This is a genomic window from Streptomyces sp. NRRL S-87 (assembly GCF_000719335.1).
GTDB lineage: Bacteria > Actinomycetota > Actinomycetes > Streptomycetales > Streptomycetaceae > Streptomyces.
In genome coordinates, this window is sequence record NZ_JOGB01000006.1 from 13,990 (window position 1) to 34,497 (window position 20,508).

At 73.8% G+C, this 20,508-nt stretch carries 18 protein-coding genes and 1 pseudogene; 8 read left to right on the forward strand and 11 right to left on the reverse strand.

Annotation, left to right across the window (positions count from 1 at the left end; genetic code table 11):
• Window positions 1-98 precede the first annotated feature (98 nt).
• Window positions 99-524 carry a hypothetical protein gene (locus IF43_RS36095; RefSeq protein ID WP_158939170.1) on the forward strand — a complete coding sequence of 142 codons (426 nt, stop codon included), beginning with the start codon at window positions 99-101 and terminating at the stop codon, window positions 522-524.
• Window positions 521-2,797 (forward strand): hypothetical protein, encoded by a 2,277-nt coding sequence (locus IF43_RS0105615; protein ID WP_030194691.1) that lies wholly within the window; start codon window positions 521-523, stop codon window positions 2,795-2,797. Before IF43_RS36095 ends, IF43_RS0105615 begins: the two co-directional genes overlap by 4 nt.
• Here the strand turns inward: IF43_RS0105615 and rph are convergent.
• Together rph and IF43_RS0105625 are read right to left on the reverse strand one after the other, a co-directional pair.
• Window positions 2,776-5,493, reverse strand: coding sequence for a rifamycin-inactivating phosphotransferase (gene rph, locus IF43_RS0105620; protein ID WP_030194692.1), 2,718 nt, complete (start codon window positions 5,491-5,493; stop codon window positions 2,776-2,778). The two genes, IF43_RS0105615 and rph, sit on opposite strands and share 22 nt — an antisense overlap.
• A 365-nt stretch (window positions 5,494-5,858) precedes the next feature.
• Entirely contained in the window at window positions 5,859-6,800 is a 942-nt protein-coding gene (locus tag IF43_RS0105625) for an endonuclease/exonuclease/phosphatase family protein (protein ID WP_030194694.1), read from the reverse strand.
• A 435-nt stretch (window positions 6,801-7,235) separates the two neighbouring features.
• Between IF43_RS0105625 and IF43_RS0105635 the strand changes: the two genes are divergently transcribed.
• Window positions 7,236-7,640, forward strand: coding sequence for an ATP-binding protein (locus tag IF43_RS0105635; RefSeq protein WP_030194696.1), 405 nt, complete (start codon window positions 7,236-7,238; stop codon window positions 7,638-7,640).
• 127 nt (window positions 7,641-7,767) lie between these two features.
• Here the strand turns inward: IF43_RS0105635 and IF43_RS0105640 are convergent, their stop codons facing one another.
• The 4 genes and pseudogenes from IF43_RS0105640 to IF43_RS0105650 all read right to left on the reverse strand — a co-directional run bounded on the left by IF43_RS0105640 (window position 7,768) and on the right by IF43_RS0105650 (window position 10,569).
• Entirely contained in the window at window positions 7,768-8,931 is a 1,164-nt protein-coding gene (locus IF43_RS0105640; RefSeq protein WP_030194697.1) for a PP2C family protein-serine/threonine phosphatase, read from the reverse strand.
• Window positions 8,932-9,042: 111 nt separating this feature from the next.
• Window positions 9,043-9,399 (reverse strand): annotated as a pseudogene (locus tag IF43_RS42385) (STAS domain-containing protein); the annotation flags it as partial.
• Between the two features lie 92 nt (window positions 9,400-9,491).
• Window positions 9,492-9,854: a winged helix-turn-helix domain-containing protein gene (locus IF43_RS0105645; protein ID WP_051794755.1), complete on the reverse strand. Its 363-nt coding sequence runs from the start codon at window positions 9,852-9,854 to the stop codon at window positions 9,492-9,494.
• 157 nt (window positions 9,855-10,011) lie between these two features.
• Window positions 10,012-10,569, reverse strand: coding sequence for an isochorismatase family cysteine hydrolase (locus IF43_RS0105650; protein ID WP_030194702.1), 558 nt, complete (start codon window positions 10,567-10,569; stop codon window positions 10,012-10,014).
• Window positions 10,570-10,760: 191 nt separating this feature from the next.
• Here IF43_RS0105650 and IF43_RS0105655 point away from each other — a divergent pair, with 191 nt between their 5' ends.
• The 3 genes from IF43_RS0105655 to IF43_RS0105665 all read left to right on the forward strand — a co-directional run bounded on the left by IF43_RS0105655 (window position 10,761) and on the right by IF43_RS0105665 (window position 12,904).
• The gene (locus tag IF43_RS0105655) at window positions 10,761-11,825 is read left to right on the forward strand and encodes a YihY/virulence factor BrkB family protein (RefSeq protein WP_030194705.1); all 1,065 of its coding nucleotides are present in this window, start codon (window positions 10,761-10,763) and stop codon (window positions 11,823-11,825) included.
• Window positions 11,826-11,970: 145 nt separating this feature from the next.
• Window positions 11,971-12,192, forward strand: coding sequence for a hypothetical protein (locus tag IF43_RS0105660; protein WP_030194708.1), 222 nt, complete (start codon window positions 11,971-11,973; stop codon window positions 12,190-12,192).
• A gap of 295 nt (window positions 12,193-12,487) precedes the next feature.
• Window positions 12,488-12,904: a CBS domain-containing protein gene (locus IF43_RS0105665; RefSeq protein ID WP_030194711.1), complete on the forward strand. Its 417-nt coding sequence runs from the start codon at window positions 12,488-12,490 to the stop codon at window positions 12,902-12,904.
• A gap of 53 nt (window positions 12,905-12,957) precedes the next feature.
• On the opposite strand, the gene IF43_RS0105670 is transcribed toward IF43_RS0105665, so the two are convergent.
• From IF43_RS0105670 to IF43_RS0105680, 3 genes are all read right to left on the reverse strand, one after another.
• A complete protein-coding gene (locus tag IF43_RS0105670; protein ID WP_037887450.1) occupies window positions 12,958-13,302 on the reverse strand; it encodes an STAS domain-containing protein in 345 nt (114 codons plus the stop codon).
• A 90-nt stretch (window positions 13,303-13,392) separates the two neighbouring features.
• Window positions 13,393-13,785 (reverse strand): ATP-binding protein, encoded by a 393-nt coding sequence (locus IF43_RS0105675; RefSeq protein WP_030194721.1) that lies wholly within the window; start codon window positions 13,783-13,785, stop codon window positions 13,393-13,395.
• 274 nt (window positions 13,786-14,059) lie between these two features.
• Window positions 14,060-14,413: a hypothetical protein gene (locus IF43_RS0105680; RefSeq protein ID WP_030194725.1), complete on the reverse strand. Its 354-nt coding sequence runs from the start codon at window positions 14,411-14,413 to the stop codon at window positions 14,060-14,062.
• Window positions 14,414-14,730: 317 nt separating this feature from the next.
• On the opposite strand from IF43_RS0105680, the gene IF43_RS0105685 reads away from it, so the two are divergent.
• A complete protein-coding gene (locus IF43_RS0105685) occupies window positions 14,731-17,163 on the forward strand; it encodes a SpoIIE family protein phosphatase (protein WP_051794758.1) in 2,433 nt (810 codons plus the stop codon).
• A gap of 426 nt (window positions 17,164-17,589) precedes the next feature.
• A complete protein-coding gene (locus tag IF43_RS0105695) occupies window positions 17,590-18,069 on the forward strand; it encodes an ATP-binding protein (protein WP_037887452.1) in 480 nt (159 codons plus the stop codon).
• 243 nt (window positions 18,070-18,312) lie between these two features.
• On the opposite strand, the gene IF43_RS0105700 is transcribed toward IF43_RS0105695, so the two are convergent.
• Window positions 18,313-19,389 carry an RICIN domain-containing protein gene (locus IF43_RS0105700; protein WP_199922677.1) on the reverse strand — a complete coding sequence of 359 codons (1,077 nt, stop codon included), beginning with the start codon at window positions 19,387-19,389 and terminating at the stop codon, window positions 18,313-18,315.
• Between the two features lie 93 nt (window positions 19,390-19,482).
• A complete protein-coding gene (locus IF43_RS0105705) occupies window positions 19,483-20,268 on the reverse strand; it encodes a CHAP domain-containing protein (protein ID WP_030194733.1) in 786 nt (261 codons plus the stop codon).
• Between the last annotated feature and the right edge of the window lie 240 nt (window positions 20,269-20,508).

Sequence of the window (20,508 nt, forward strand, 5' to 3'; positions counted from 1 at the left end):
CGTGCGCCGGAATACGCTGGGCGGCAGGCCCACGGAGCCGGCCCGGGGGCCGTCCGGACGGTGTCGGCCGGCGACTGCGCGGGGGGAGCGGGACGGGGATGTCTGCACGTGTGCGTACGGTGCTGTGGGGGTTGGCCGTGCTGGCCGCGGCGGCGGCCGTCGGCCTGACCGCAGTGGCCGTCACCGCGGATCTGGAGACCACCGACCGGGTCGCCAGCGTCGTCGGCGCCGTGACCTCCGCGGTGGCCCTGGCGGTGTCGCTGGTGGTGCTGCTGCGCCCGACCACCGGCGGCACCGCGGGACCCGGCGCGAGGGTGAGCGGCGGTGCGGACAGCGTCGTGATCGGCCGCGACGCCGTCGGCAGCGCGATCGGCAACCGGTCCCGTGTGCAAGGGCCCCCGTCCGCCGCACCCTCCGGTTCCGAGGGCGGCGCCGGCGAGGTGACGGGTGGACCCGGCGCGACGGTGGTGGGACGGGACGCCCGTGACACGGCCATCGGCGACGACTCCACCCGGCTGTCATGACGCCCCCGGGCGACCGGGCGGGACCGGCCCGGAAGGACCCCGCCGGCGAGGACTCCCCCGCCGTGCGGGGCGGGGACGGCAGCGTCGTCGTCGGCGGACAGGTGAGCCACAGCGTCATCGGGGACCACAGCTCCTACAGCAGCAGCCGGCACTACCACCTCCACGGCGGCAGCACGCTGGTGTTCGGTGCCCTGTTCCTCGCGGCCCTGGCCCTGCGCCCCACCTCGGGGGGTCCGGCCGTCAGGGCCGCGGGCATCATCGTCGTGGCGGTACTCGCTCTGGCCACGGTGGTGACGCTCATGAAACGCAGACCGGGTCCGGGACAGCCCCTCGCGGACGGCGCACCGGACAGCGGTCACTGGCTCGCCGCGCTGCGGCGCGCGGAACGGGAAAGGGTCGAGAAGGACCTGCGCCTGCGCAACATCGGTGTGTCGACCATCGCGGTCCCGTGGCAGCACCTGCAGGGGCCCCTGCACGCCGCGGAGCCCGGGCGCGGCCCCGGCTCCGCCGCCGACAGGGACGTCACCGGACTCATCCGGGTCTGGCAGGGCAACCCGGTTCCGCGGCTCGTGCTCTCCGGGTCGGCCGGCTCCGGCAAGAGCGTGGCCCTGGCCCTCCTGGCCCGCGAACTCCTCGGAGCCGGGGACGACGACGAAGCCGGGGACGACGACGGCGACCGGCCCGTCCCCGTGATCCTCGCCCTCAACGGGTGGGACGGACGGACGCCCCCGTACGAGTGGATCGCGGGCCAACTCGCCGACCGGTACCCCGGGATCGTGGGCGCACAGAGCAGCGTCACGGCCGAGGAACTCCTGCGGGCCCTTTCCGGGGACGGCCGGATCGTGCCGTTCCTCGACACCTTCGACGAAATGGCCCCCCAGCGCCGGACGGCGTTCGTCCAGGCGCTGAACCACGCCGCCGACGCCTCGGGCCGCTACGTCCTGGCATCCCGCGGCGAGGCCCTGGACGCGGCCGAACGCCACGCGGGACGGTTCCGGGGGGCGACCGTCCTGCGGCTGCTCCCCCTGACGGCGGCCCACTTCCGCGCGTTCCTGGACGACTTCGACGAAGGCACGCGATGGCGGCCGCTGCTCGCGCTGATGGAGGCGGGTGCCGCACCCGCACCCGACGCCGCGTTCCGCACACCCCTGATGCAGTGGCTGGGTCTGCGGGTGCTGGTGGGCGACCGCGACCCGCGGGAGCTCGCGGACCCGGCGGCCTTCCCGACCCCCCAGGCCGTCGAGGAGCACCTGCTCTCCTCGCTCGTCGAGGCCGTGTACGGGCATCCGGCGAACGCGGCTCCGGCCGTGCGGCGCTGGTCGGTACGGCATGCGGGCAGGTGGCTGCGGTTCGTCGCCGCCCGGGCGGACGGCGACGACCACGCCTTCCGCTGGTGGCTGCTGCACCGGGGCAGCCAGATCCGGCTGTCCCTGGTCTACGGGGTGCTGGCCGCGGTCGTGGCCGGGACGTGCGCCCTGGTGTCGCCGTCCGCCGCGACGGGTCTCGCGGCCGGCGGGCTGTGGGGCGTGGTGACCGGCGCCGGTTTCGCAGGCGGGTACACCCTGCAGCGCGCGTCCGAACTGGAGCGCAGGCAGGTCCACCCGTCGGGGTTCCGGACCATCGCGGGGTTCTCCACGATCCTCTCCCGGGCCGCCCGGATGACGCCCCTGCTCCTCGGTACGGCGGTCGCGGTGTCAGCCGTGTGCGGCACCCTCCGGCCGCCGGGTGCCGGCGCGCCGGAGCCCTGGTGGCTGCTGTGGGCACGGGGCTGCGCGGTCGCCGTCGCGGGCGGTCTGGTCGGAGGCGTCTGCGCGGGGACGAGTCTGCGGCGCAGCGTCCGCCTGGAAGCGGGCACCGCGCCTTCCGAGGCGTCGAGCCCCGCGGCCCTCCTCAGCCGCGACCTGCACGCCACCGCCGGGGCCTGCCTGAGCTTCGCGGTGGTGGTGGCGGCCGCCGCCGTGGCGCCCTGGTGGCTGACGGCACGGGAGGTCGCGCCGCCGGCCTTCGTCCTGTCCGCCGTAGCAGCGGGCGCCGTCTCGGGGCCGCCGTTGTTCACGGCGTGGCCCGTCTTCCGTGCCACGCACCTGGTGTTCGCCCTCCAGGGAGACCTGCCCGTCCGCTACTCGGCCTTCCTCGACAGCGCCCGGAGCGGCGGCATCCTGCGCGAGGACGGCGTGATCCACCGGTTCCGCCACGAACTGCTGCGGCAAGCCCTGCTGGAGCCGGGCGGGGCGGGTGCGGCGCGCCCCGTTCAGGAGAGGATCTCGACGTAGCCGGAGGTGCCGTGGACGCGGATGCGCCGGCCGTCCTGGATCAGTGTGGTGGCGCGGTCCACGCCCACGACCGCCGGCAGGCCGTACTCGCGGGCGATCACCGCTCCGTGGGTCATCAGACCGCCGACCTCCGTCACCAGGCCCGCGGCGCCGACGAACAGCGGGGACCAGCTGGGATCGGTGAAGGTCGTCACGAGGATGTCGCCCGGTTCGAGGTCGGCGTCCGCGATGTCGAGGACGACCCGGGCCCGCCCCTCCACGGTTCCGGCGGAGACCGGCAGGCCTGTCAGCGCCCCGGGCGGCACGTCGTCGCGCCGGTACGCCCCGGTGAGGGCCTCGCCCTCCGAGGTGAGCACCCGGGGCGGGGTGAGCGCCTGGTGCGACCGGAACTCCTCCTTTCGCCGCCGGATCAGCTCGCCGAGCCGACCGGCCCGCCCGGACCGGTCGCCGGCGTCGGACGGGGACGGGGACCCCGACGCGGAGGCGGACGCGCAGGCGGACGCGGACGGGGCGGAGCGGACGAGGTCGCGGAACTCCTGGAAGGTGAGGTAGAAGACGTCGTCCCGCTCGGGCAGGACACCGGCGCGCACGAGGCCGTCGGCCTCCCTGAGGAGGGCCTGCTTGTAGAGGGAGTAGCGGCTGACGATGCCGTACTTCGGGTACTCGCGGTAGCCGATGAAGGCGCGGACCGTGTCGATCATCCGCTTCGCCTCCTCGGCCTTGCGGTCCCCGTCCGGCAGGGCGCGCAGGCGGGCTAGTACCTCCTGCGCCTTGTCGTGCGCCTTCCGGCGTCCGTCTTCGAAGCGACGGGCGGCAGCGCCGGCCTCGAAGTTCCTGACGTGGTCGAGGATCACGGGTACGAGGGCACCGGGACGCTCGTGCCAGCGCGGCCTGGTGATGTCGATCTCGCCGACGCAGCGCATGCCGTACCGGGCGAGGTAGTCCTCGATGGCCTTCCGGACGCCGGGCCCGCCGGGAAGCCCGGCGAGTCCGTCCAGGAAGCCGCCGTCCTCGACTCCCCGGTCGTGGACGTCCTGGAGGAAGGCGACCACGTCCCGGTGCGGGCGGACCAGGTCCGCGACGTCGAGCAGGGCCAGCCCCATCTCCGAGGTGATGTTGCCGGGGGCGGACAGGGTGAGGGTGTCGGCGGCGTTCTTCTCGCCCAGCCATTCCTGCAGCCTGTCGTTGAGCCACCAGGTGGCCTCCATGCCCGCCATGACGGCCTGCATGTTCAGCGGGTCGCCCACCACCCGCTTGTGCTCCTCGAAGGCCCCTTCCAGGTAGTCGAACAGCTCCGGTCCGCTCTTGGTCCGGATGTCGCGCTCCAGCGCCGCGACGGACGTCCGGCTGCGCTCGATCAGCTCGCCGACCACGGCGGGGTCGGTCTCGACCGCGCCGGGCGCGCCGCTCCGCCCGGCCCCGGCCCCGGCCGGCGGAGCACCGTCGGCCCCCGCTTCCGGGAGCGACGGGACGAAGTCGCCCCGGTCGAGGACGGTTTCCAGGGCGTCCCTGACCAGTGGATCGCCTTTCCCGATGACGTCCAGGAGGCCGGCGCGGGTCGCGGGTGCGGCGAGGCGCGCCGTGACGTCGACGAACAGCCGTCCGCCGGCCTCCTGCATCGGGACCAGGGCCGTCAACTGCCACATGGAGTAGCCCAGGGGCTTCATGGCGTCGGTCATCATCTGCCCGTGGCCGACCGAGACGTAGACGTGGTTGTCCCGGTCGTCCGCTGCGGGGACGGGAAAGAGCGTCGTGATCGGACGGCTCTGCACGATCCGGAACCCGCCGTCCGCAGCCAGGCACCACTCGATGTCCTGCGGTCGGCCGAAGTGCGCCTCGATGCGCCGTCCGAGCCGTACCAGCTCCACGACCTGAGCGTCCGTCAGCGCGGGCCGTCGCTGCTGCTGCCCTGCGACCGCCACCACGTGCGTACCGCCGCCCGGTAGGGGCTGCACGGCACGCTGCTTGGCGGCGACCGTCCGGGAGAGCACCTCGCCGTCGCGCACCCTGAAGACGTCCGGGTCGACCAGGCCGGAGACCAACGCCTCACCGAGGCCGAAGCCGGCGTCGACGGTGGCGACCTTCCGGTTGCCCGAGACGGGGTCGGCGGTGAACAGGATCCCGGACGCCTGGGGGAACACCATCCGCTGCACGACCACGGCCATGTGGACCGCACGGTCGTCGATTCCGTTGCGCCGGCGGTAGGTGACGGCCCGTTCGGTGAACAGCGACGCCCAGCACCGGCTGACGTGCCGGAGGACCTCCGCGGGCCCCACGACGTTCAGGTAGGTGTCCTGCTGGCCCGCGAAGGAGGCAGTGGGGAGGTCCTCGGCGGTCGCGCTGGAACGGACGGCGCAGGGGACGTCCGCGCCGAGCCGGGCGAGCCCGTCGGCGACCGCCGCCCCGAGGTCTTCCGGGAGCTCGACGTCCTCGATGACGCCGCGGATCTGCGCGCTCAGGCTGCGGACCTCGTCCCGGTCGTCCGGGTCGAGGCCGGCGAGCCGGTCGAGCAGACCCGCGAGCGACGGCGCGCCCGCCACGGTGCGCCGGAAGGCGTCCGTCGTCACGCAGAAGCCCTCCGGCACGCCGACGCCCTCGATCCGCGCCAGGGCGCCCAGGTGCGCGCCCTTTCCGCCGACGCGCGCGACGTGCGTCCCGTCGATCTCCTTCAGGTCCACCACGTACTGCTCGATCACTCGCTACCCACCTCTGGAACGACGGCTGAGAAGAGGGCCCGCCCACGCCGTGCCGCGTCTGCGCAGGCCGCGGCGTGCGGGCCCGAGGCCGACGATTGTGCGTCGGGGTGGGGACCTTGCCGCAAGGCCCCCCTTGCGCTATACGTTGAAGAGGGCAGGGAGATCACTCTCCTTGCCTTCTCGCTTTCCCGGGCCGGTTCGGCTCCGCGGTGGCCGCGGGTGCGGGGCGCAGCCGCCCGAACACGTCGGACGTCGAGCCGGATCAGCGACGGCGGCCGTCGGCGGCCGGATCCCGTTTGCCCCCGCTCAGCCCTCCACCCCCGTACGGTCGGCCGGGGGTGGAGCGGCTGAGCGGGACCGGGCCGTCAGACCTCGAGCTCGAAGACCACCGGGCAGTGGTCGGAGGCCTTGGGCCGGTCGAAGCCGACACCCATGAACCGGGGGCCCTTGTACCGCACGGCCCGCAGCGGCATCCCCTTGCGGAAGATCTCCGGCGTCGCCGTGGGCACCGCGGCGGCGAGCGAGGCCGACGGGAGCAGGTAGTCCAGCTGGCGGTACTCGTTGCCGCCGGCGAAGAAGTGGGTCCACTGCTCTTCCTCGGGGAGCCGCGCCACGACGTTCTCCACCTGGTCCCAGCCGACCAGGCCGTCGATGCCGGAGCTGCCGTTCCCGTTCGTCTGCAGGTAGTCGTTCAGATCGCCGAGGACCACGAACGGATGCTCGCCCGGGGACTGCCCGAAGCGGCGGGTGACGATGTCCATGACCCCGGCGGACTGCCGTTCCCGCTTCGACCGGGTTTGGCTGCGCCCTTCCCTCATGGACTTGAAGTGGTTGACGAACAGGGTCACCGTCCTGCCCGGCCCGCCGTTCGCCCCGACCAGGACGTCGACCTCCAGGCAGTCGCGCGAGAAGAGCGGCGCGGTGGGACTGGCCGGATCGACGAGGTGCTGGTACGTGCGGATGTGCGTGATGGGCAGCTTCGACAGGACCGCGACGTCGATCAGCCGGACGTCGTTGCCGTCCACCCCGGCCACGTACGGGTACTTCGCGGCCCCGCCGAGCGACCGGTCGCGGAAGTGCTTGAGGGTGTCGACGTTCTCCACCTCCTGGAGCGCGAGTACGTCCGCATCGAGCTCTCGAACCGCCGCTCCGGTGATCGCCTTGTCGTCCATGCCCAGTTCCTTGAAGCGGGTCTGGTCGACGATCCACCCGCGCGTGTTGGCTTCCGCGGGGTCCACCCCGTCCTTGAACCGCCAACGGGCGAAGAGGTTCTCGACGTTGAACGTGGCCAGGCGCAGCGTGGTCATGGGAACTCCTCCCGGATCTCTCATCTCCAGTCCCGCACGACCCGGACGCTCGGCGGGCCGAACGCGGGCCGCAGGACGTGGGCGGCGGGGTCGACGTTCCCGCCCGCGGCGAGCAACACGCGGAGGAACGTGCCGTGGGCGCCTTCGCCCACCCTCGCGACGACGAATCCCGTGAATCGCCGACGTCTATAGTTTCGGGCCGAATAGGGCATTGCGCGACTTCGATTCGTAGCCCTTTCAATTGAAACGGCTACGAAGCAGAGCCATGTGCCGTCGCGGGCTCCCGGGCCCGCCGGCCGCGTCGCGGCAGTCGCCAGCAGCCTGTCGCATGACACCGCCGCCGGATCCCCGGCCCGGGCAGCGGGAACGGCATGGCCCCTACGAGGAGGGGCAGGCGCGTTGTACGGGCAGAAAGGGGCATGCCGAGGAGGGGTGATGCACGACCCTGGGCGCAGACACCGTGAGTTCGCGGGCGGCAACGCGGCGGCCCTCGCCCGCGAGGAAGTCCGCCGGTTCATGGACGATGCCCTGGTCTGCGGGCACCTGGTGCCGCCCGCCTTGTGGGACGCGGCGCTGCTGGTGACCAGCGAGCTGGTCACCAACGCCGTCCGGCACACTCCCGGCCCCTGCTCGCTGGACGTCTCCTGGTCGCAGGACGGCATCGACATCGCCGTCACCGACCCCAGTCCGGATGCACCCCGGCTGCGGCCGCCGGGCCTGATGGACGGCACCGGCGGCTACGGATGGCCGCTCATCCACCGGCTGGCCTCCGAGGTCGACATCGACTCCACGCCTCCGGGCGGCAAGACCATCCACGTGCACGTCCCCGGCACCGCGTAAGGGCACGGCTCACGTCACGGGTCGCAGTGCCCGCTCTGCCCAGCCGCGCCCGCGCGACCGCGGCCACGACGGTGGCCGGTGCGGTCCTGGTCGGCGCAGGCCGCCCCTGACCGGGGATCAGCTCGGGTCAGCTCGCGGCAGCGGACCGGGGCCCGTACCAGTCGAGGCACAGGACGGTGGCGTCGTCCTTCGGCGGGTGGCCGCCGTAGACGTCGGTGACCGCGCCGACCATGGTGCGCACGACCTCGCGGGGGTGTTCGCCTCCGGTCGTGCGCAGGAGGGCGGGGAGATCCACCGCCGCGGCGTCGCGTTCCTGCATGCCGTCGGTGAAGAGCAGGAGCCGGTCGCCGGGGCGCAGGTCGAGGTCCTGGACCTGGTAGGCGCCCTGCTGGGGGATCCCGAACGGCATGTTCACGGCCAGCTGCAGCTCGGTGACCGTGCCGGCGCGCAGCAGGTAGGGCCAGGGGTGGCCGGCGTTGACGAGGCGGGCGTGGGTTCCGTCCAGGGCGACGCGCAGCAGTAGTCCGGTGGCGATGCTGTGGTGGCCGTGGTCGAGGAGGGCTTGGTGGGTCTGGCGGGCCTGTTCCGCGAGGTCTGCGCCGGCGCGGCGGGCGCCGCGGGAGGCGTTGACCAGGAGGGTGGCCATGAGGGAGGCGGCCACGTCGTGGCCCATGGCGTCGGTGATCGACAGGTGCAGGGTCCGGGTGTCGAGGCTGTAGTCGTAGGTGTCCCCGGCGATGTCGGAGGCCGGGACCAGGGCGCCGGCCAGGGTGAACTCGGGAGCCTGGCAGCAGGAGGCGGAAGGAAGGAGCTGGCGCTGTATCTCCGCGGAGAGGCTGACCGGGCCGGTGCGGTTGCCCCAGTGGTAGAGGTCGGTGAAGCGGCGGTCGGTGACGATGATGTACGCCAGCGCGTGCGCGGCGTCCTGGACCTGCGCGCGTACCTGCGGGGTGGCCTGGGCGAGGAAGACCTCCAGGACGCCGATGGCGTCGCCGCGGTTGGTGACCGGGGCCAGCACCCGCTGCCCGCCCTGGCCGTCTTCCGTCACCACCAGCTCCTGGCTGTGCAGCACGTCGTCGTAGACGCTGCTGCCCGCCAGCGGCACCTGCTCGGCCGGCTGCCGCCCTTGCTCGACCGCTGTGTCGTGGACGCGCAGCAGGCGCCGGCCGACGACGTCGACGAACAGGAACGACACGTACCTGGCATCGAAGCGCTCGCGCAGATCGCGCGCCACCACATCCAGGGAGTGCACCGGCGCGGCGCTCTCTGCCGCTGTCAGAACCCGGCCCAGTCCGGTCCGATCACGCGGCGCGGCAGCCTCCCGGAAGACCGGCCCGCCTCCCTGCCGGGCAGGCACGGGTCCCTGCCGGGCAGGCGCGGGCCAGGCGCGGACGGTCAGCACGTGCTGCACCCCGCTCAGGTGCAGCAGTCGGGCGACGGGGCGGCTCACAGCGGTCAGCACCAGCGATTTCCCGGCCCCCAGGGCCAGCCGGTTCAGGTCCAGCAGGATGTGCAGACCGGCCGTGTCGCAGAAGGTGACGGCGGACAGGTCCACGTCGAGGCCGTCACGGCTGGACTCCAGCGCCACGACGAGGTCCCTGCGCAGCCCGTCACCGTCTTCCGTGTCGATCTCGCCGCGCACGCGGGCCAGCACCCGCTGCGGCCCGGGCTCGAAGACCACACCGACGACGGAAGGGCGCACGGTGCCGCTGATGTGCTCCGCCGCGCCGACGGGCAGCCGCTCGGGAAGAGAGGTCATGCGCCTGCTCCCTTCACATCCCCGATCCTCGTGAAGAAGGCCTGGCAGGGGGCGGGCACGCGGTGGGCCCGATTCCCGCGCCGGGGCGCGGGTCAGCCGTGCGGTTGACGCTCACGGTAGTCACCGTTCGTGGAAGCGCGGCCGGTCGCTCCGCCTCCGGGGGCGAGCCCGGTCAACAGGTGCAGAAGGTTCGCGATCTCGTGGGGACCTTCGGCCGGATGCCGGAAGAGGGTCCCGGGCGTCACCTGGTAGTGGTTGCGGCGGCCGTGGCGTACCCGGGTGAGGTACCCGGCGTTCTCCAGATCACCGACGATGGCACCGGCCGCCCGTTCGGTGAGGCCGCAGCCGCCGGCCAGGTCACGCAGCCGGACCTCCGGATCCCGAAGGATCATGGCGAGGATCCGGGCATGGTTCGTGACGAACGTCCAACTGGTCCGAGGCTCAACCTGCTCCATGCCCGAAATTATACGATTTGCGATTCCGGTTTCACCAGACCGGAACCCGAAGTCCTCCGATGCGACCAGTCCTCCGATGCGACCGTCGACAGGGCGCCGCGTCCCTCGTCCGCGCGGCCGGCACCGGGCCTCGCCGTCCCCGCCACGGCGCCCGTCTTCAGCGGCCTGCGCGGCCGTCCTCGAAGGTGATCCCGCCGCTCGGACGGAGCTCGGCCGCCATGTTGCGTTCCATCATCCGCAGAGCGGCCTCGGCGAGGCCGGCGTCGATGTGGGCCACCGCATCGAGGGCCACGGTGACGTCGAGGTGCCGGATGTGGGCGTCCAGGGCCGAGTAGAGCACACACTGCTCGGTGACCTGCCCGCACAGCACCACCCGTCGCACGCGGAGCTGGTTCAGGAGGTAGGCCAAGGGGGTTTCGAAGAACGCGGAGTGGCGGGCCTTGACGACGAAGAGGGCGTCCTGGTCCGGTGCGATCGGTTCGACCAGGTCGCCGTACCGGCCTGCGAGGGCGGCTTCGAGGATCTCGCCGTGGTGGGAGCGCCAGCGGCCGAAGTTGTCGTTCACGTAGATGACCGGCGCGCGGGCTTCCCGTGCCCGCTTGAGGAGGGCACCGACGCCCGGGAGGGCGTCACGGACGGACCGGACGAGCACCTCGGCGTCGTCGTGCTCGTACGTGTTCAACATGTCGATCACGATGAGTGCCGTCCCACCCATGTCCGCGCCTTCCGTCACGCCGGGGCGCCTGCCCGCCCTGCCGGGTGCCAATCAGCCTGACGCCGGCCGGTGGCGCCTGCGGCGTCGTCACGGTACGACGCGGGCGCCCGCGCCCCGCACCTCGCCGGCGGCGCCCGACCCGACGCCGATCCGAGCGGCATGGGCGCGGCCGGAATGGAAAAGCGCCCCCCATGAGACCCATCGAGACACCCAGGCAGGGGCATGACCGCCCGCAGTCAGCCGCGGACCGTGCCGGCGGGGCCGGGCCGGACCGCCATGGCGAGGCTCGGGCACCGGACCGGCCCTCGCAACTGCCCGGGCGGTCCTGGAAGGCCGTGCTGCGCGGGACGTTCAGGGAGTTCAAGGACGACGACCTGTCGGACCGGGCAGCAGCACTGACCTACTACGGGGTCCTGGCGCTCTTTCCCGCCCTGCTGGTCCTGGTGTCGCTGCTCGGCGTCGTGGGGAAGTCGGCCACCCGACAGGTCCTGGACAGCCTGCAGAAGCTCACCCCGGGCGCGGCGCGCGATGTGATCAGCAACGCGGTGCAGCAGCTCCAGGACAGCGCCGGACTCGGATCGCTGCTGGCGGTGGTGGGTCTGGCCGTCGCGATCTGGTCGGCCTCCGGCTACGTCGCCGCGTTCGTCCGCGCCTCGAACGCCGTCTACGACCTGCCCGAGGGCCGACCCGTCTGGAAGGTGCTGCCGCTGCGCCTCGGGCTGACCGTGACGCTGATGCTCCTGGCCGTCGTCAGTGCCCTGATCGTGGTGTTCACCGGCGGGCTGGCCAGGGAGGCGGGTGAGGCACTGGGGGTCGGGGACACGGCGCTGGCGGTGTGGTCGATCGCCAAATGGCCCGTCCTGCTGTTCCTGGTCACGGTCATGATCGCGCTGCTGTACTGGGCCGCGCCGAACGCGCGGGGCCGCGGCTTCCGGTGGGTGACGCCGGGCAGCTTCCTCGCGCTGGTGATCTGGATGATCGCCTCGGCCGGCTTCGCGTTCTACGTCGCGAACTTCGGCTCGTACAACAAGACGTACGGCACGCTCGCGGGCGTGATCATCTTCCTGGTGTGGTTGTGGATCACCAACCTGGCCCTCCTCCTGGGCCTGGAGTTCGACGCCGAGATGGTCCGCCAGCGCGCGATCGCCGGCGGGCTGCCCGAGGACGAGGAGACGTACGTCGAGCCCCGCGACACCCGGGCGTGGAGCGAGGAGGACCGCCGCCGCCTGGACCGAGGGCCGGAGGGGGGCGACTGAAGGGAGAGGGCGAGCCGCCGGGAAGGCCGGCCCCGCGGTCCACGTTCCAGACGTGGGCGAGTGGGTAGAAGACTCAGTTCGACACCGTCGGCGGCCCCTCCGCCGCCCCCGGCGTGCTCCGTCTTCTCCCACGGGGGAGGCCGCGATGCCTCCGCACCACGTGCCCGACTACCGCTCCGGCCGCAGAGGCCGCCATTGGACCCACGCCCTGCGCAGCGCCCAGAAGTCCGGCGCCGTGATCGTCACCGACGAGACCGGGGAGGCCGTCGGCTACGCCCCGGAGCGCACGGGCCCGGGCCGCTTCCGCCCCTGGACCACCGCCACGGGCACCCGCTACGACAGCCACGACGTGCACCCCGAGTGGTGATCCGGGACCGTGCCGAACGTGGCCCGGCCTGTCGGGCCACCGCGCCGGCCCGTGACCGCTCCCCCGCGGAGCGGAAGCGAGCCGCCGTTCGACCTGCCGGCCCATGGGGTCCGCCACCCCGAGGGTGCGCGGTCAGAACGTCCGCCCCCGAGGTACGTGATGACGCATGGTCGGGCGGAGCGGGGGCAGGTGCTGGGTCCATACACCTTCGCGACTCCGCGACCGACTCCCTGACCGCTGCGGCGGCCACCGGCCGCCGGGGCCGCCGGTTCCGCATATCGGGAGGCCTGCCGCCATGACAACCGCACGCCAGATCATGACCGCCGACGCCACGTGCGTCCGCGCCGACGAGACCGTCCTGACCGCCGCGCAGAGGATGACCGACCTCGGTGTCGGCGCGCTGCCGATCTGCGGCAGCGACGACAGGCTCCAGGGCATGCTGACCGACCGCGACATCGTCGTGAAGGTCCTCGGAGCCGGGAAGGACCCCGCCACCTGCACGGCCGGGGAGCTCGCCCAGGGCGAGGCTGTCACGATCGGCGCCGACGACGACGCCGGCGAGATCATGCGCACCATGTCCGAACACAAGGTCCGCCGACTGCCCGTCATCGACGGACACTCCCTGGTGGGGATCGTCGCGCAGGCCGACGTCGCCCGCGCCCTGCCCGACCCCCAGGTGGGCGACCTGCTCCAGGCCCTCTCCACTGATTGAGGACGGGTACGCGACCTGACACCGCCTGCCGAACCGGTGGTGCGACCGCTCCCTCACGGCCGCAGGGCGTCCTCCATGTCCTCTCGCACGTCCAGGACGGCATCAGTACCCGTCAGGGCCATCAGGCGGCGGAACTGGGACTGCGGCCGGAGGATCCGCAGGCGGGTCTGGCGGTTCACGTGCAGGAGCAGGTTGAGGAAGGAGGAGTCGCCGAACGTGATCTGCGAGGCGTCGAGGATCACGACGCGGGCGGCCGTGGACGCCTGGGCGAGGGCCTGTTCGAGTGGTGCGAGCCTGTCGAGGTCGAATTCGCCCCGTACGCGGACGACACGCGCCGGCTCGCGGTCCTCGTGCCCGGGGCCGGTGGCGTCGGCCGGTGAGGACTCGTCTGCGCTCATGCGGCTGGTCTGCCTTTCAACGGGGCCGGGGCGGGCGGGGGCCGCCGGCGACGGGGTGGTGCGGGGCTGGGCGCCCGTCCGGGGAGGGTTTCATGTTCGGCCGGTGGTCCAGGGCACGGTCGCCACGATGTGCTTGCCCCCCGGGTCCGAGGTCACTTCGAGGCGGGAGGCCAAGGATCGGACCACGGGCCATCCGAAGCCGCCCGGTTGCCAGGCGGGCGACGAGGCGTCGACGGGAGCCTGCGGGCTGCGGTCGGCCACCGTCACCGTGATCCCCTCGCCGGACGCGGTCAGGTGGAAGTCGGTCACGCCGCCGGCGTGGCGTTGCGCATTGGTGACGAGTTCCGTGACGACCAACAGGAGCGCGTCCGCCTCCACATCCGACGCCAGGCCGTGGGCGGTGAGGAAGTCGCGCGTGAGGTCGCGCGCCGCGGCAGCGGTCAGCAGGGGCAGCGCGGACGCCACCTCCGGTCCCTCTGCCATCTCAGCCTCCCGACGCCCTGTTGTTGCGGGCAGCCTACGCCGCGGAGCGGCACGGTGTCAGACGCGGTTCAAGCCTTCGACGCGCGGGTCCTCGGTCCGGGGCACGGGCGTTCGCGGGGCCGCCCGTCCGTCGCGTCTTCGCCGATCACCGGCCCGGCCTGCGCACCCCGCACGGACGCCCGCCGGCCCCGGCGCGGACGCGCAGGGCGTCGGCGCCGGGGCGGCGGGGCGGCGGGGCAGCGGGGCAGCGGGATCGGTCGCGGTGCGGGGGCGCTCAGAAGCGCAGCGCGTCGCCCCAGTAGCCACCGATCTGCTGGTGGTAGTCCTGGTCGCCGAGGTGCTTGTCCCGGACGAAGTCCGGTGAGTCCTTGACCTGTTCCCTGGTCCGGTCGACGTAGACCTTCTCCTCGGCGGGGTCGATGCGGGTGATCGTACCGGCGGGCAGGAGCACCTCCCTGCCGAAGATCCACGGGCCGGTGTCCACCACGATCCAGCCGGCGCCGGCCTCGTTCGAGTGCTTGTCGACCTTGCCGATGCCGCCGTCGACGGCCTCCACCTTGTAGCCCGTCAGGTCCCTGTCCACGGGGTGGCCGGCGGGGAGGCGGTAGATCCAGATGTCGTCGTTCATGAAAGCGAGTTCCTCTCTCGGTGCGGGGTCCTACGCGGCCGGGGTCCGCGCCGGGCGGCTACCGGCGCTGCCGGCGGCCGCTGCGGTCGGGGGAAGGCTCATCTGTGCGGCGGGGCGTCAGGGAGGGTGCGTGAGGGGGGCTTCGCCGGGTCGGCAGGGGCCGCGGGCTGCGGAGCGGGCGGGCGGGTTCGTCGTCATGGGGCTCGCCTGCCCCGGATCGGCGGTTTGACTCACCGGGCTTCCCGTGGCGGGTTCCGGACGGTGGGGAGGCTTGCATGCCCGCTGTCGGTGCCCCGCCCACGTGCCATGCTCGGATCATGACCTGCCGCCCCGAGGAACCAGACGGCCCGGACGAGACGTTGGCCCTGGCCAAAGTGGTGGCCAGACTGCGGGAGGAGCTCGCCCGCGCGAAGCACGATTCGGCCGAGGCCGCCCTGGTGGAACGGGCCACGGGCGTGCTGATGGGCTCCGCCGGTCTCCCGGCCGGGCAGGCGTACGGGGCGCTCGCGGCGGCCGCCGAGCGGCACGGGCGCTCGCTGGTGGACGAGTGCTCGGCCGTCCTGGCGCATCCGCCCGGGGCGGAGCCCGCCCGGGCGAGGGTCGGCCGTGACGGCATCGGGACCGACACGCCGCACGCCGCGGACGGCGAGCGGTCCGCCCCGGACCGATCGCGGCGGGAACGGGCGCGGCGGGAACGGCTCGACGGGGTGCCGACGCCGGGTCCCCCGGAGCGGGTCGTCATCCCCCGCGGCCTGGCCAGGACGTTGGCGCAGGTCCGTTCCGCACAGGGGGCCGCCGCGGGCCTGCGTAGACACCTCGGGGCGGCGGCGGGGGTGGACTGCGTGCTCATCTACGGTGCGGCGGCGGGCGGGGGCATGGACCTGTGGGGCGACGCCGGACTCGAGCCCGGGCTGGCCGAGCAGTGGCGGCACGTGCCGCCCGGAGTGCCGGTGGCGCCCCTGCGGGCCCTGGAGACGGGACGGCCCGTGTGGCTGGCGGACGCCGCCGAGGACGCCGACCGCTACGCCCTCATCGGAGGGCCCGGCCGATGGCGCTCGCGCGCGTGGCTCCCGTGCCCTGCTCCGCGGGCGCCCGGGGCGTCCGTGGGGTTCCTGCGGGGCAGCGCCGAGCCCTTCGACCGCGCCACCCGCGACCTCCTCCACCACGCTGCCCGCCTGTGCGGGGCCGCTCTGGTGGCCCTGCCCGCGCCCGCGTCCGCGGGCGACGCCGAGGCGGCCACCGCGCAGCGGTTGCTCGACGCGCTGCCCGGCTCGGTGATCCTGCTCACCCCGGTCACGGGGGCGGCCGGACGCGTGGAGGACTTCCGCGTGGACGCGGCGTCGCCGGGCGCCCTCGACGTCTCGGGCCGCCGCGGCAAGGAACTGGTCGGCCAGTACGTCCTGGAGAGCTACCCCACCGTCCTGGGCACCCCCCTGTGGCACGGCTACCTGGACGCCCTGGAGAGCGGTACCCCCTACGAGGGCGAGCCGTTCCGCTACGAGGAGGTCGCCGTGGGTCCGCCGCGCCACTCCACCTTCTCGGTCCGGGCGGTCCCGCTGGGCAGGCGGCTCGTGGTGTCCTGGCTGCGTCACGACCCGGGCGAGCGCGAAGCGCTGCGGCTGGCGGACCTGCAGCGGCTGGGCGGCCTCGGCTGGGGGCGGTGGGATCCGGCCACCGGCGGGGCGGAGTGGTCGGACCAGGCGTACGCGATCTTCCGACGGGAGCCGTCCCAGGGGCCGATCTCGCTCGAGGACCTCCCCGGGCACCTGGTCCCCGCTGACGGGCCCGAGGTCGCGGGTGCCGTCGACCGCCTGCTGCGCGAGGCCGTTCCGTTCGACCTCAGGGCGCGCGTCGCCACGCCGGCGGGCGTCCGCCACGTACGCGTCGTCGCCGAGGCCGTCGCCGACGCCACGGGGAGGCCGGTCGAGCTCCACGGCCTGTTCCAGGACCTGACGCGGCAGCAGCACGCCGAGGACGAACTGCTGCGGTCCGAGCGGGCGGTGGCCCACCAGCACGGGCTGCTGCAGGCGGAGCGCGCCCTCGCCTCGCGCCTGCAGCACGCCCTGCTGCCGATCCCCGAGCAGTCGCTACGGCTGGCCGGGCTGGACGTGGGGGTGGCGTACTCGCCGTCCGAGGACGGCGTCAACGTGGGCGGGGACTGGTACAGCGCCATCGAACTGCCCGACGGCAGGGCCTTGTTCGTGGTCGGTGACGTGGCCGGCCACGGCCTGGACGCCGTGGCGACGATGGCGCAGCTGCGCTTCAGCGCGAAGGGCATGATCATCACCGGCAGCCCGCTGGTGGAGGCACTCCAGCGGCTGAACACGCTGCTGCTGCACACCGGGGACGTCCGGTTCGGCACCGCCACCATGATCATGGCCGTGTACGACCCCGTCGAGCGGTGCCTGACCTGGGCGCAGGCCGGCCACCCACCGCCGCTGCTGATCCGGGACGGCCGCGCCCACTACCTCGACCGGCCGGCCGGCGTGCTGCTCGGCGCCACCGCCCGGCCGCGGTTCGCCGAGGCGCGCTACCGGCTGCGCCGCGGTGACCAGATCCTGCTCTACACCGACGGGCTGGTGGAGAAGCCCGCGGAACACCTGGACGAGGGCCTCGCGCGGTTGGCGGAGACGGCTGCGGAGATCTGCACCCCCGGTGCACCCGATCCCCTCGGCGCCCTGCTCGCCCCGCTGCTCGGGCACGTCGCGCGCCGGGACGACACCTGCGTGGTGCACATCCGGCTGCCGTAGCGGTCACCGGGGCCGGCCGGACGGCGCGCGCGGTCACCGGGGCCGGCCGGACGGCGCGCGGGAGGCCGCCGCGTCCGAAACCCGTGTCACGCCTTCGGGGGAGGCCGGGTTTGCGCGCACTCCCAGCGGCCAGACGGAACGCATACGGCTCCCCGACAGGAAAGGTCCGTCATGGGAAACATGGTGCTGCTCACCGTGCCGATGCTGGTGGCCCTGCTCCTCATCCTCACCCGCCGTGACCGCGGTCGGCACGCGGGAGGCCGCCGGTGACCGAAGGGCGCGCGGGGCCGGCGGGCCGAGGGCCGCAGGGCGCGGGGAACCGCGAAGTGCTTCCCGGACCGCGCCACGCGGCCCCCGCGTCCGTAGGCTGGACGCGGGTAGGCGCCCGCCGGGCGCCGGCGACTCCGAGGGGGGAGTGAGGGCGCTGTGCACACCGTAGGAGCGGAGACCGTCGGCGATCCGGCACCGGACGGCCAGGGCCCGGTCCCGCGCCAGTTCCGCCAGCTACGCCGGCTCGTCCTGCGAGGTGTGCGGGGACAGGTCACGCGCGGCCGGGAGTTCACGCGAGGGGCGCTCGAGGACTGGGACTGGTACGGGCACGACACCGCCGAAGACGTCCAGCTGGTCGTCTCCGAGCTCCTCACCAACGCCAACCTGCACGCGGGCGGCTGCCACGAACTCCTGCTGGCTGCCGGGGAAGTGCTCCGGGTGGAGGTGTACGACGGGGTGACCACCCTGCCGAGGCCGTCGACGGCTCCGAAGCCCGGGGTCCCGGGCGGCCACGGCCTGCACATCGTGCGCCGACTCGCGGACCGCTGGGGGGCCGGTGCGCACGAGCACGGCAAGGTGGTCTGGGCGGAGTTCGACGCCGACCGCCTGCGGACGGGGGCGCCCCGGGACGTGTGAGCCCTGCGTCCCGGCCCTGGGGCGCTTCTGCTCGTGCGCCACCCCGGCGCGGGTCGGGCCCCGCCGGGCTCCGGGTCGCCTCCTCTCGCCTCGCCTGCCCTCTCGTCGCCTCGACTCAGGAGCTCGGGCGGTCGGCAGGACATTTCGACGCGGTGGCACCAGGGGACCCAAGCCCCGAAGCCCCAAGGCCCCGAGGCCACTGGCAGCGACCACCGCACCTGCACCGCCGGCGCGCCCCGGACCTCAGTGAGCAGTGCCGGCCGGAGCGGTGGTGCCCCCGGGGCGGGGGGTGGCGCCGGGCGTGGGCGGCGTGGCCGACGTGGCCGACGTGGCCGGCTCCACGACGAACAGTTCGCCGCGGGCGGCGGAACAGGGCTCGACCAGGGCCTCGGTGCCGGATGCGGCACTGGCCGCCTTGATCCCCACGCAGCCGCGGCCGGCGACCCGGAAGCGGTAGGCGGCCGGGGCCGTCCCGGGCTCCAGTTGGAAGGCCGTCGCCGCGGCGCACGCGTCCCACGGCTCCAGGAGACCGTCGGGCGCGCCGCCGGTGCGGACCTTCAGGCAGCCGGTGCCGAAGTCGGGGTGGTACCACTGGATCCGGTAGGCGTTCCCGCCCAACGGGACCAAGGTGGTGCGCTGCGGGGCCGTCTCGGTGCAGGGACGCTGTACGGCGACGAGCGAGCGGTAGCGGCCGTCGGGAACGCGGCCGTCGGTCAGGCACAGGCCGGGCGCGGCGAGTGGGCGGATGCGCACGGCGCCGAGCGGTACGGGGAGGGCCGACGGGTCCGGTGCGGTCGCCGCGTGCCCGGCAGGGCCGGGGCCCGTCGCGGGCCGGCCGCCGCCGGATCCCTGGAACGACCAGGTGGCGACGGCGGCCAGCACCGTGACGAGGCCGACGGCGGCGGCCGTCACGACCCTGCGGCGCCGCCGGCCGGCCCCGTCCACGGGAACGGTTGCGCCCACGGGCACGGGCACCAGGACCTCCTCCGCGGGGTCGGCGCCGAGGCCCGCCCCCGGGTGATCCCCCAGGGCCCCGTCCACCGGCGGTTCGGCGATCCGCTGCCGGGCCGCCAGCCATTGCTGCTCGTGCCGGCCGTCACCGCAGGCGTGCACGAAGGCAACGAGCAGCTCCGGGCGCGGCAGCGAGCGGTGCCGCAGGACCGAGGCGAGCGTGCTGCGCGGCAGCGGCTCGCCCCGGCCCGCGGCCCGCTCCTCCAGCTGTCGGTAGGTCAGCCGGGACCGTTCCTTCAACTCCAGCATCAGCGCGGACAGTTCGTCGGCGGTCCGCAGCTCCTCCAGCGCCTGCACCATGGGGTCCATGCGGCCATGCTGGTCGCGGGCCCGCATCGGTGCCACGCGCGTTCAGGACAACGTCGGCGTGTCAGCGGGCCGTCCGTGCCGCGCGTCACAGCGTCACAGCGTCAGGGGCGAGACGTACCCGAGGACGCGTGGCGCGACGGCGTTCTGGGCCTTCTTGTACTGGAGCCCCTCCACCGAGGTGTTGCCCTCCATGGAGTGGTACTTGCGCAGGCGCGTGCTGTACTTGGTGACCACGCCGACGTGGTCGGCCCTGCCGTCGTGGTTGTCGTCGTAGGCCACGACGTCGCCGGCCCTGGGCACGTACGCACCCGAGGCGACCTGGCTCCTGGTGTGCCAGGTCTTGTTGTGCGGATCGAGACCGTAGAGGCGGAAGGAGTCGGCCCCGGCGTTCAGGCCGGTGATCTTCGCGCCGCCCCAGTACCAGGTGAACTTGGCGAAGTCGGCGCACCAGGCCCGGGAGGTCCAGGGGACGTCGACCCAGGTCTTCTTCCAGACGCCGCCCTTCTTGATCTTCATGAAGCCCTTGCTGGTGCCGCACGCCCGGCTGTTGGTGATGGTGCCGTGGCGGGGCGCACTGGTGCGGTCCCAGCGGAAGTTGGCCCTGTTCGTCCAGAAGCCGGTGTAGAAGTTGCAGTTGTTGCGCTCGGTGCCGCCCTTGGCGTCGCCCTCGTACCGGCGCTTCCTGACCTCCGGGTTGGTCGTCAGGAACTGGCCCAGCGCCACCTCGGCGACCTTGGCGCCCGTGCCGGCCGCGGCCGTCGCGGTCCCGGTCCCGGTCCCGGTCCCGGTCTGCGACGGTAACTCCGCGGCCGCCCGAGCCGGGCCGGCCAGCAGCGCGCCGCCCGCGGTGAGGGCCGCGGCCACCCCCGTGACGGCCACGGCCCTCAGCGTGCGACCCCGTCGTATGGACCCCGTTGCGGACATCCGTCCGTCCTCTCGTCGTCTTCCGTCCGGGTCCGTGACCGGGCCCGGCTGACAGACCGGAAGACTGGTCGAGCTCGCCGGGGGCGGACAAGCGATCGGCTGTCCGGGACATGTCCCGGCCGGGCCGGGGCCCGTCCGGGCAGGTCAGCAGCCCGGTCCCGCCGGCATCCGGCTGCCGGCACCGCCCGATTCGGT

Bases quoted from the DNA above. Each gene is read 5' to 3' on its own strand.
- IF43_RS36095 (WP_158939170.1), top strand. From the start codon at position 99: ATGTCTGCACGTGTGCGTACGGTGCTGTGGGGGTTGGCCGTGCTGGCC.
- IF43_RS0105615 (WP_030194691.1), top strand. From the start codon at position 521: ATGACGCCCCCGGGCGACCGGGCGGGACCGGCCCGGAAGGACCCCGCC.
- IF43_RS0105625 (WP_030194694.1), bottom strand. From the start codon at position 6,800: ATGACCACGCTGCGCCTGGCCACGTTCAACGTCGAGAACCTCTTCGCC.
- IF43_RS0105635 (WP_030194696.1), top strand. From the start codon at position 7,236: ATGCACGACCCTGGGCGCAGACACCGTGAGTTCGCGGGCGGCAACGCG.
- IF43_RS0105645 (WP_051794755.1), bottom strand. From the start codon at position 9,854: ATGGAGCAGGTTGAGCCTCGGACCAGTTGGACGTTCGTCACGAACCAT.
- IF43_RS0105650 (WP_030194702.1), bottom strand. From the start codon at position 10,569: ATGGGTGGGACGGCACTCATCGTGATCGACATGTTGAACACGTACGAG.
- IF43_RS0105655 (WP_030194705.1), top strand. From the start codon at position 10,761: ATGAGACCCATCGAGACACCCAGGCAGGGGCATGACCGCCCGCAGTCA.
- IF43_RS0105660 (WP_030194708.1), top strand. From the start codon at position 11,971: ATGCCTCCGCACCACGTGCCCGACTACCGCTCCGGCCGCAGAGGCCGC.
- IF43_RS0105665 (WP_030194711.1), top strand. From the start codon at position 12,488: ATGACAACCGCACGCCAGATCATGACCGCCGACGCCACGTGCGTCCGC.
- IF43_RS0105670 (WP_037887450.1), bottom strand. From the start codon at position 13,302: ATGAGCGCAGACGAGTCCTCACCGGCCGACGCCACCGGCCCCGGGCAC.
- IF43_RS0105675 (WP_030194721.1), bottom strand. From the start codon at position 13,785: ATGGCAGAGGGACCGGAGGTGGCGTCCGCGCTGCCCCTGCTGACCGCT.
- IF43_RS0105680 (WP_030194725.1), bottom strand. From the start codon at position 14,413: ATGAACGACGACATCTGGATCTACCGCCTCCCCGCCGGCCACCCCGTG.
- IF43_RS0105685 (WP_051794758.1), top strand. From the start codon at position 14,731: ATGACCTGCCGCCCCGAGGAACCAGACGGCCCGGACGAGACGTTGGCC.
- IF43_RS0105700 (WP_199922677.1), bottom strand. From the start codon at position 19,389: ATGGACCCCATGGTGCAGGCGCTGGAGGAGCTGCGGACCGCCGACGAA.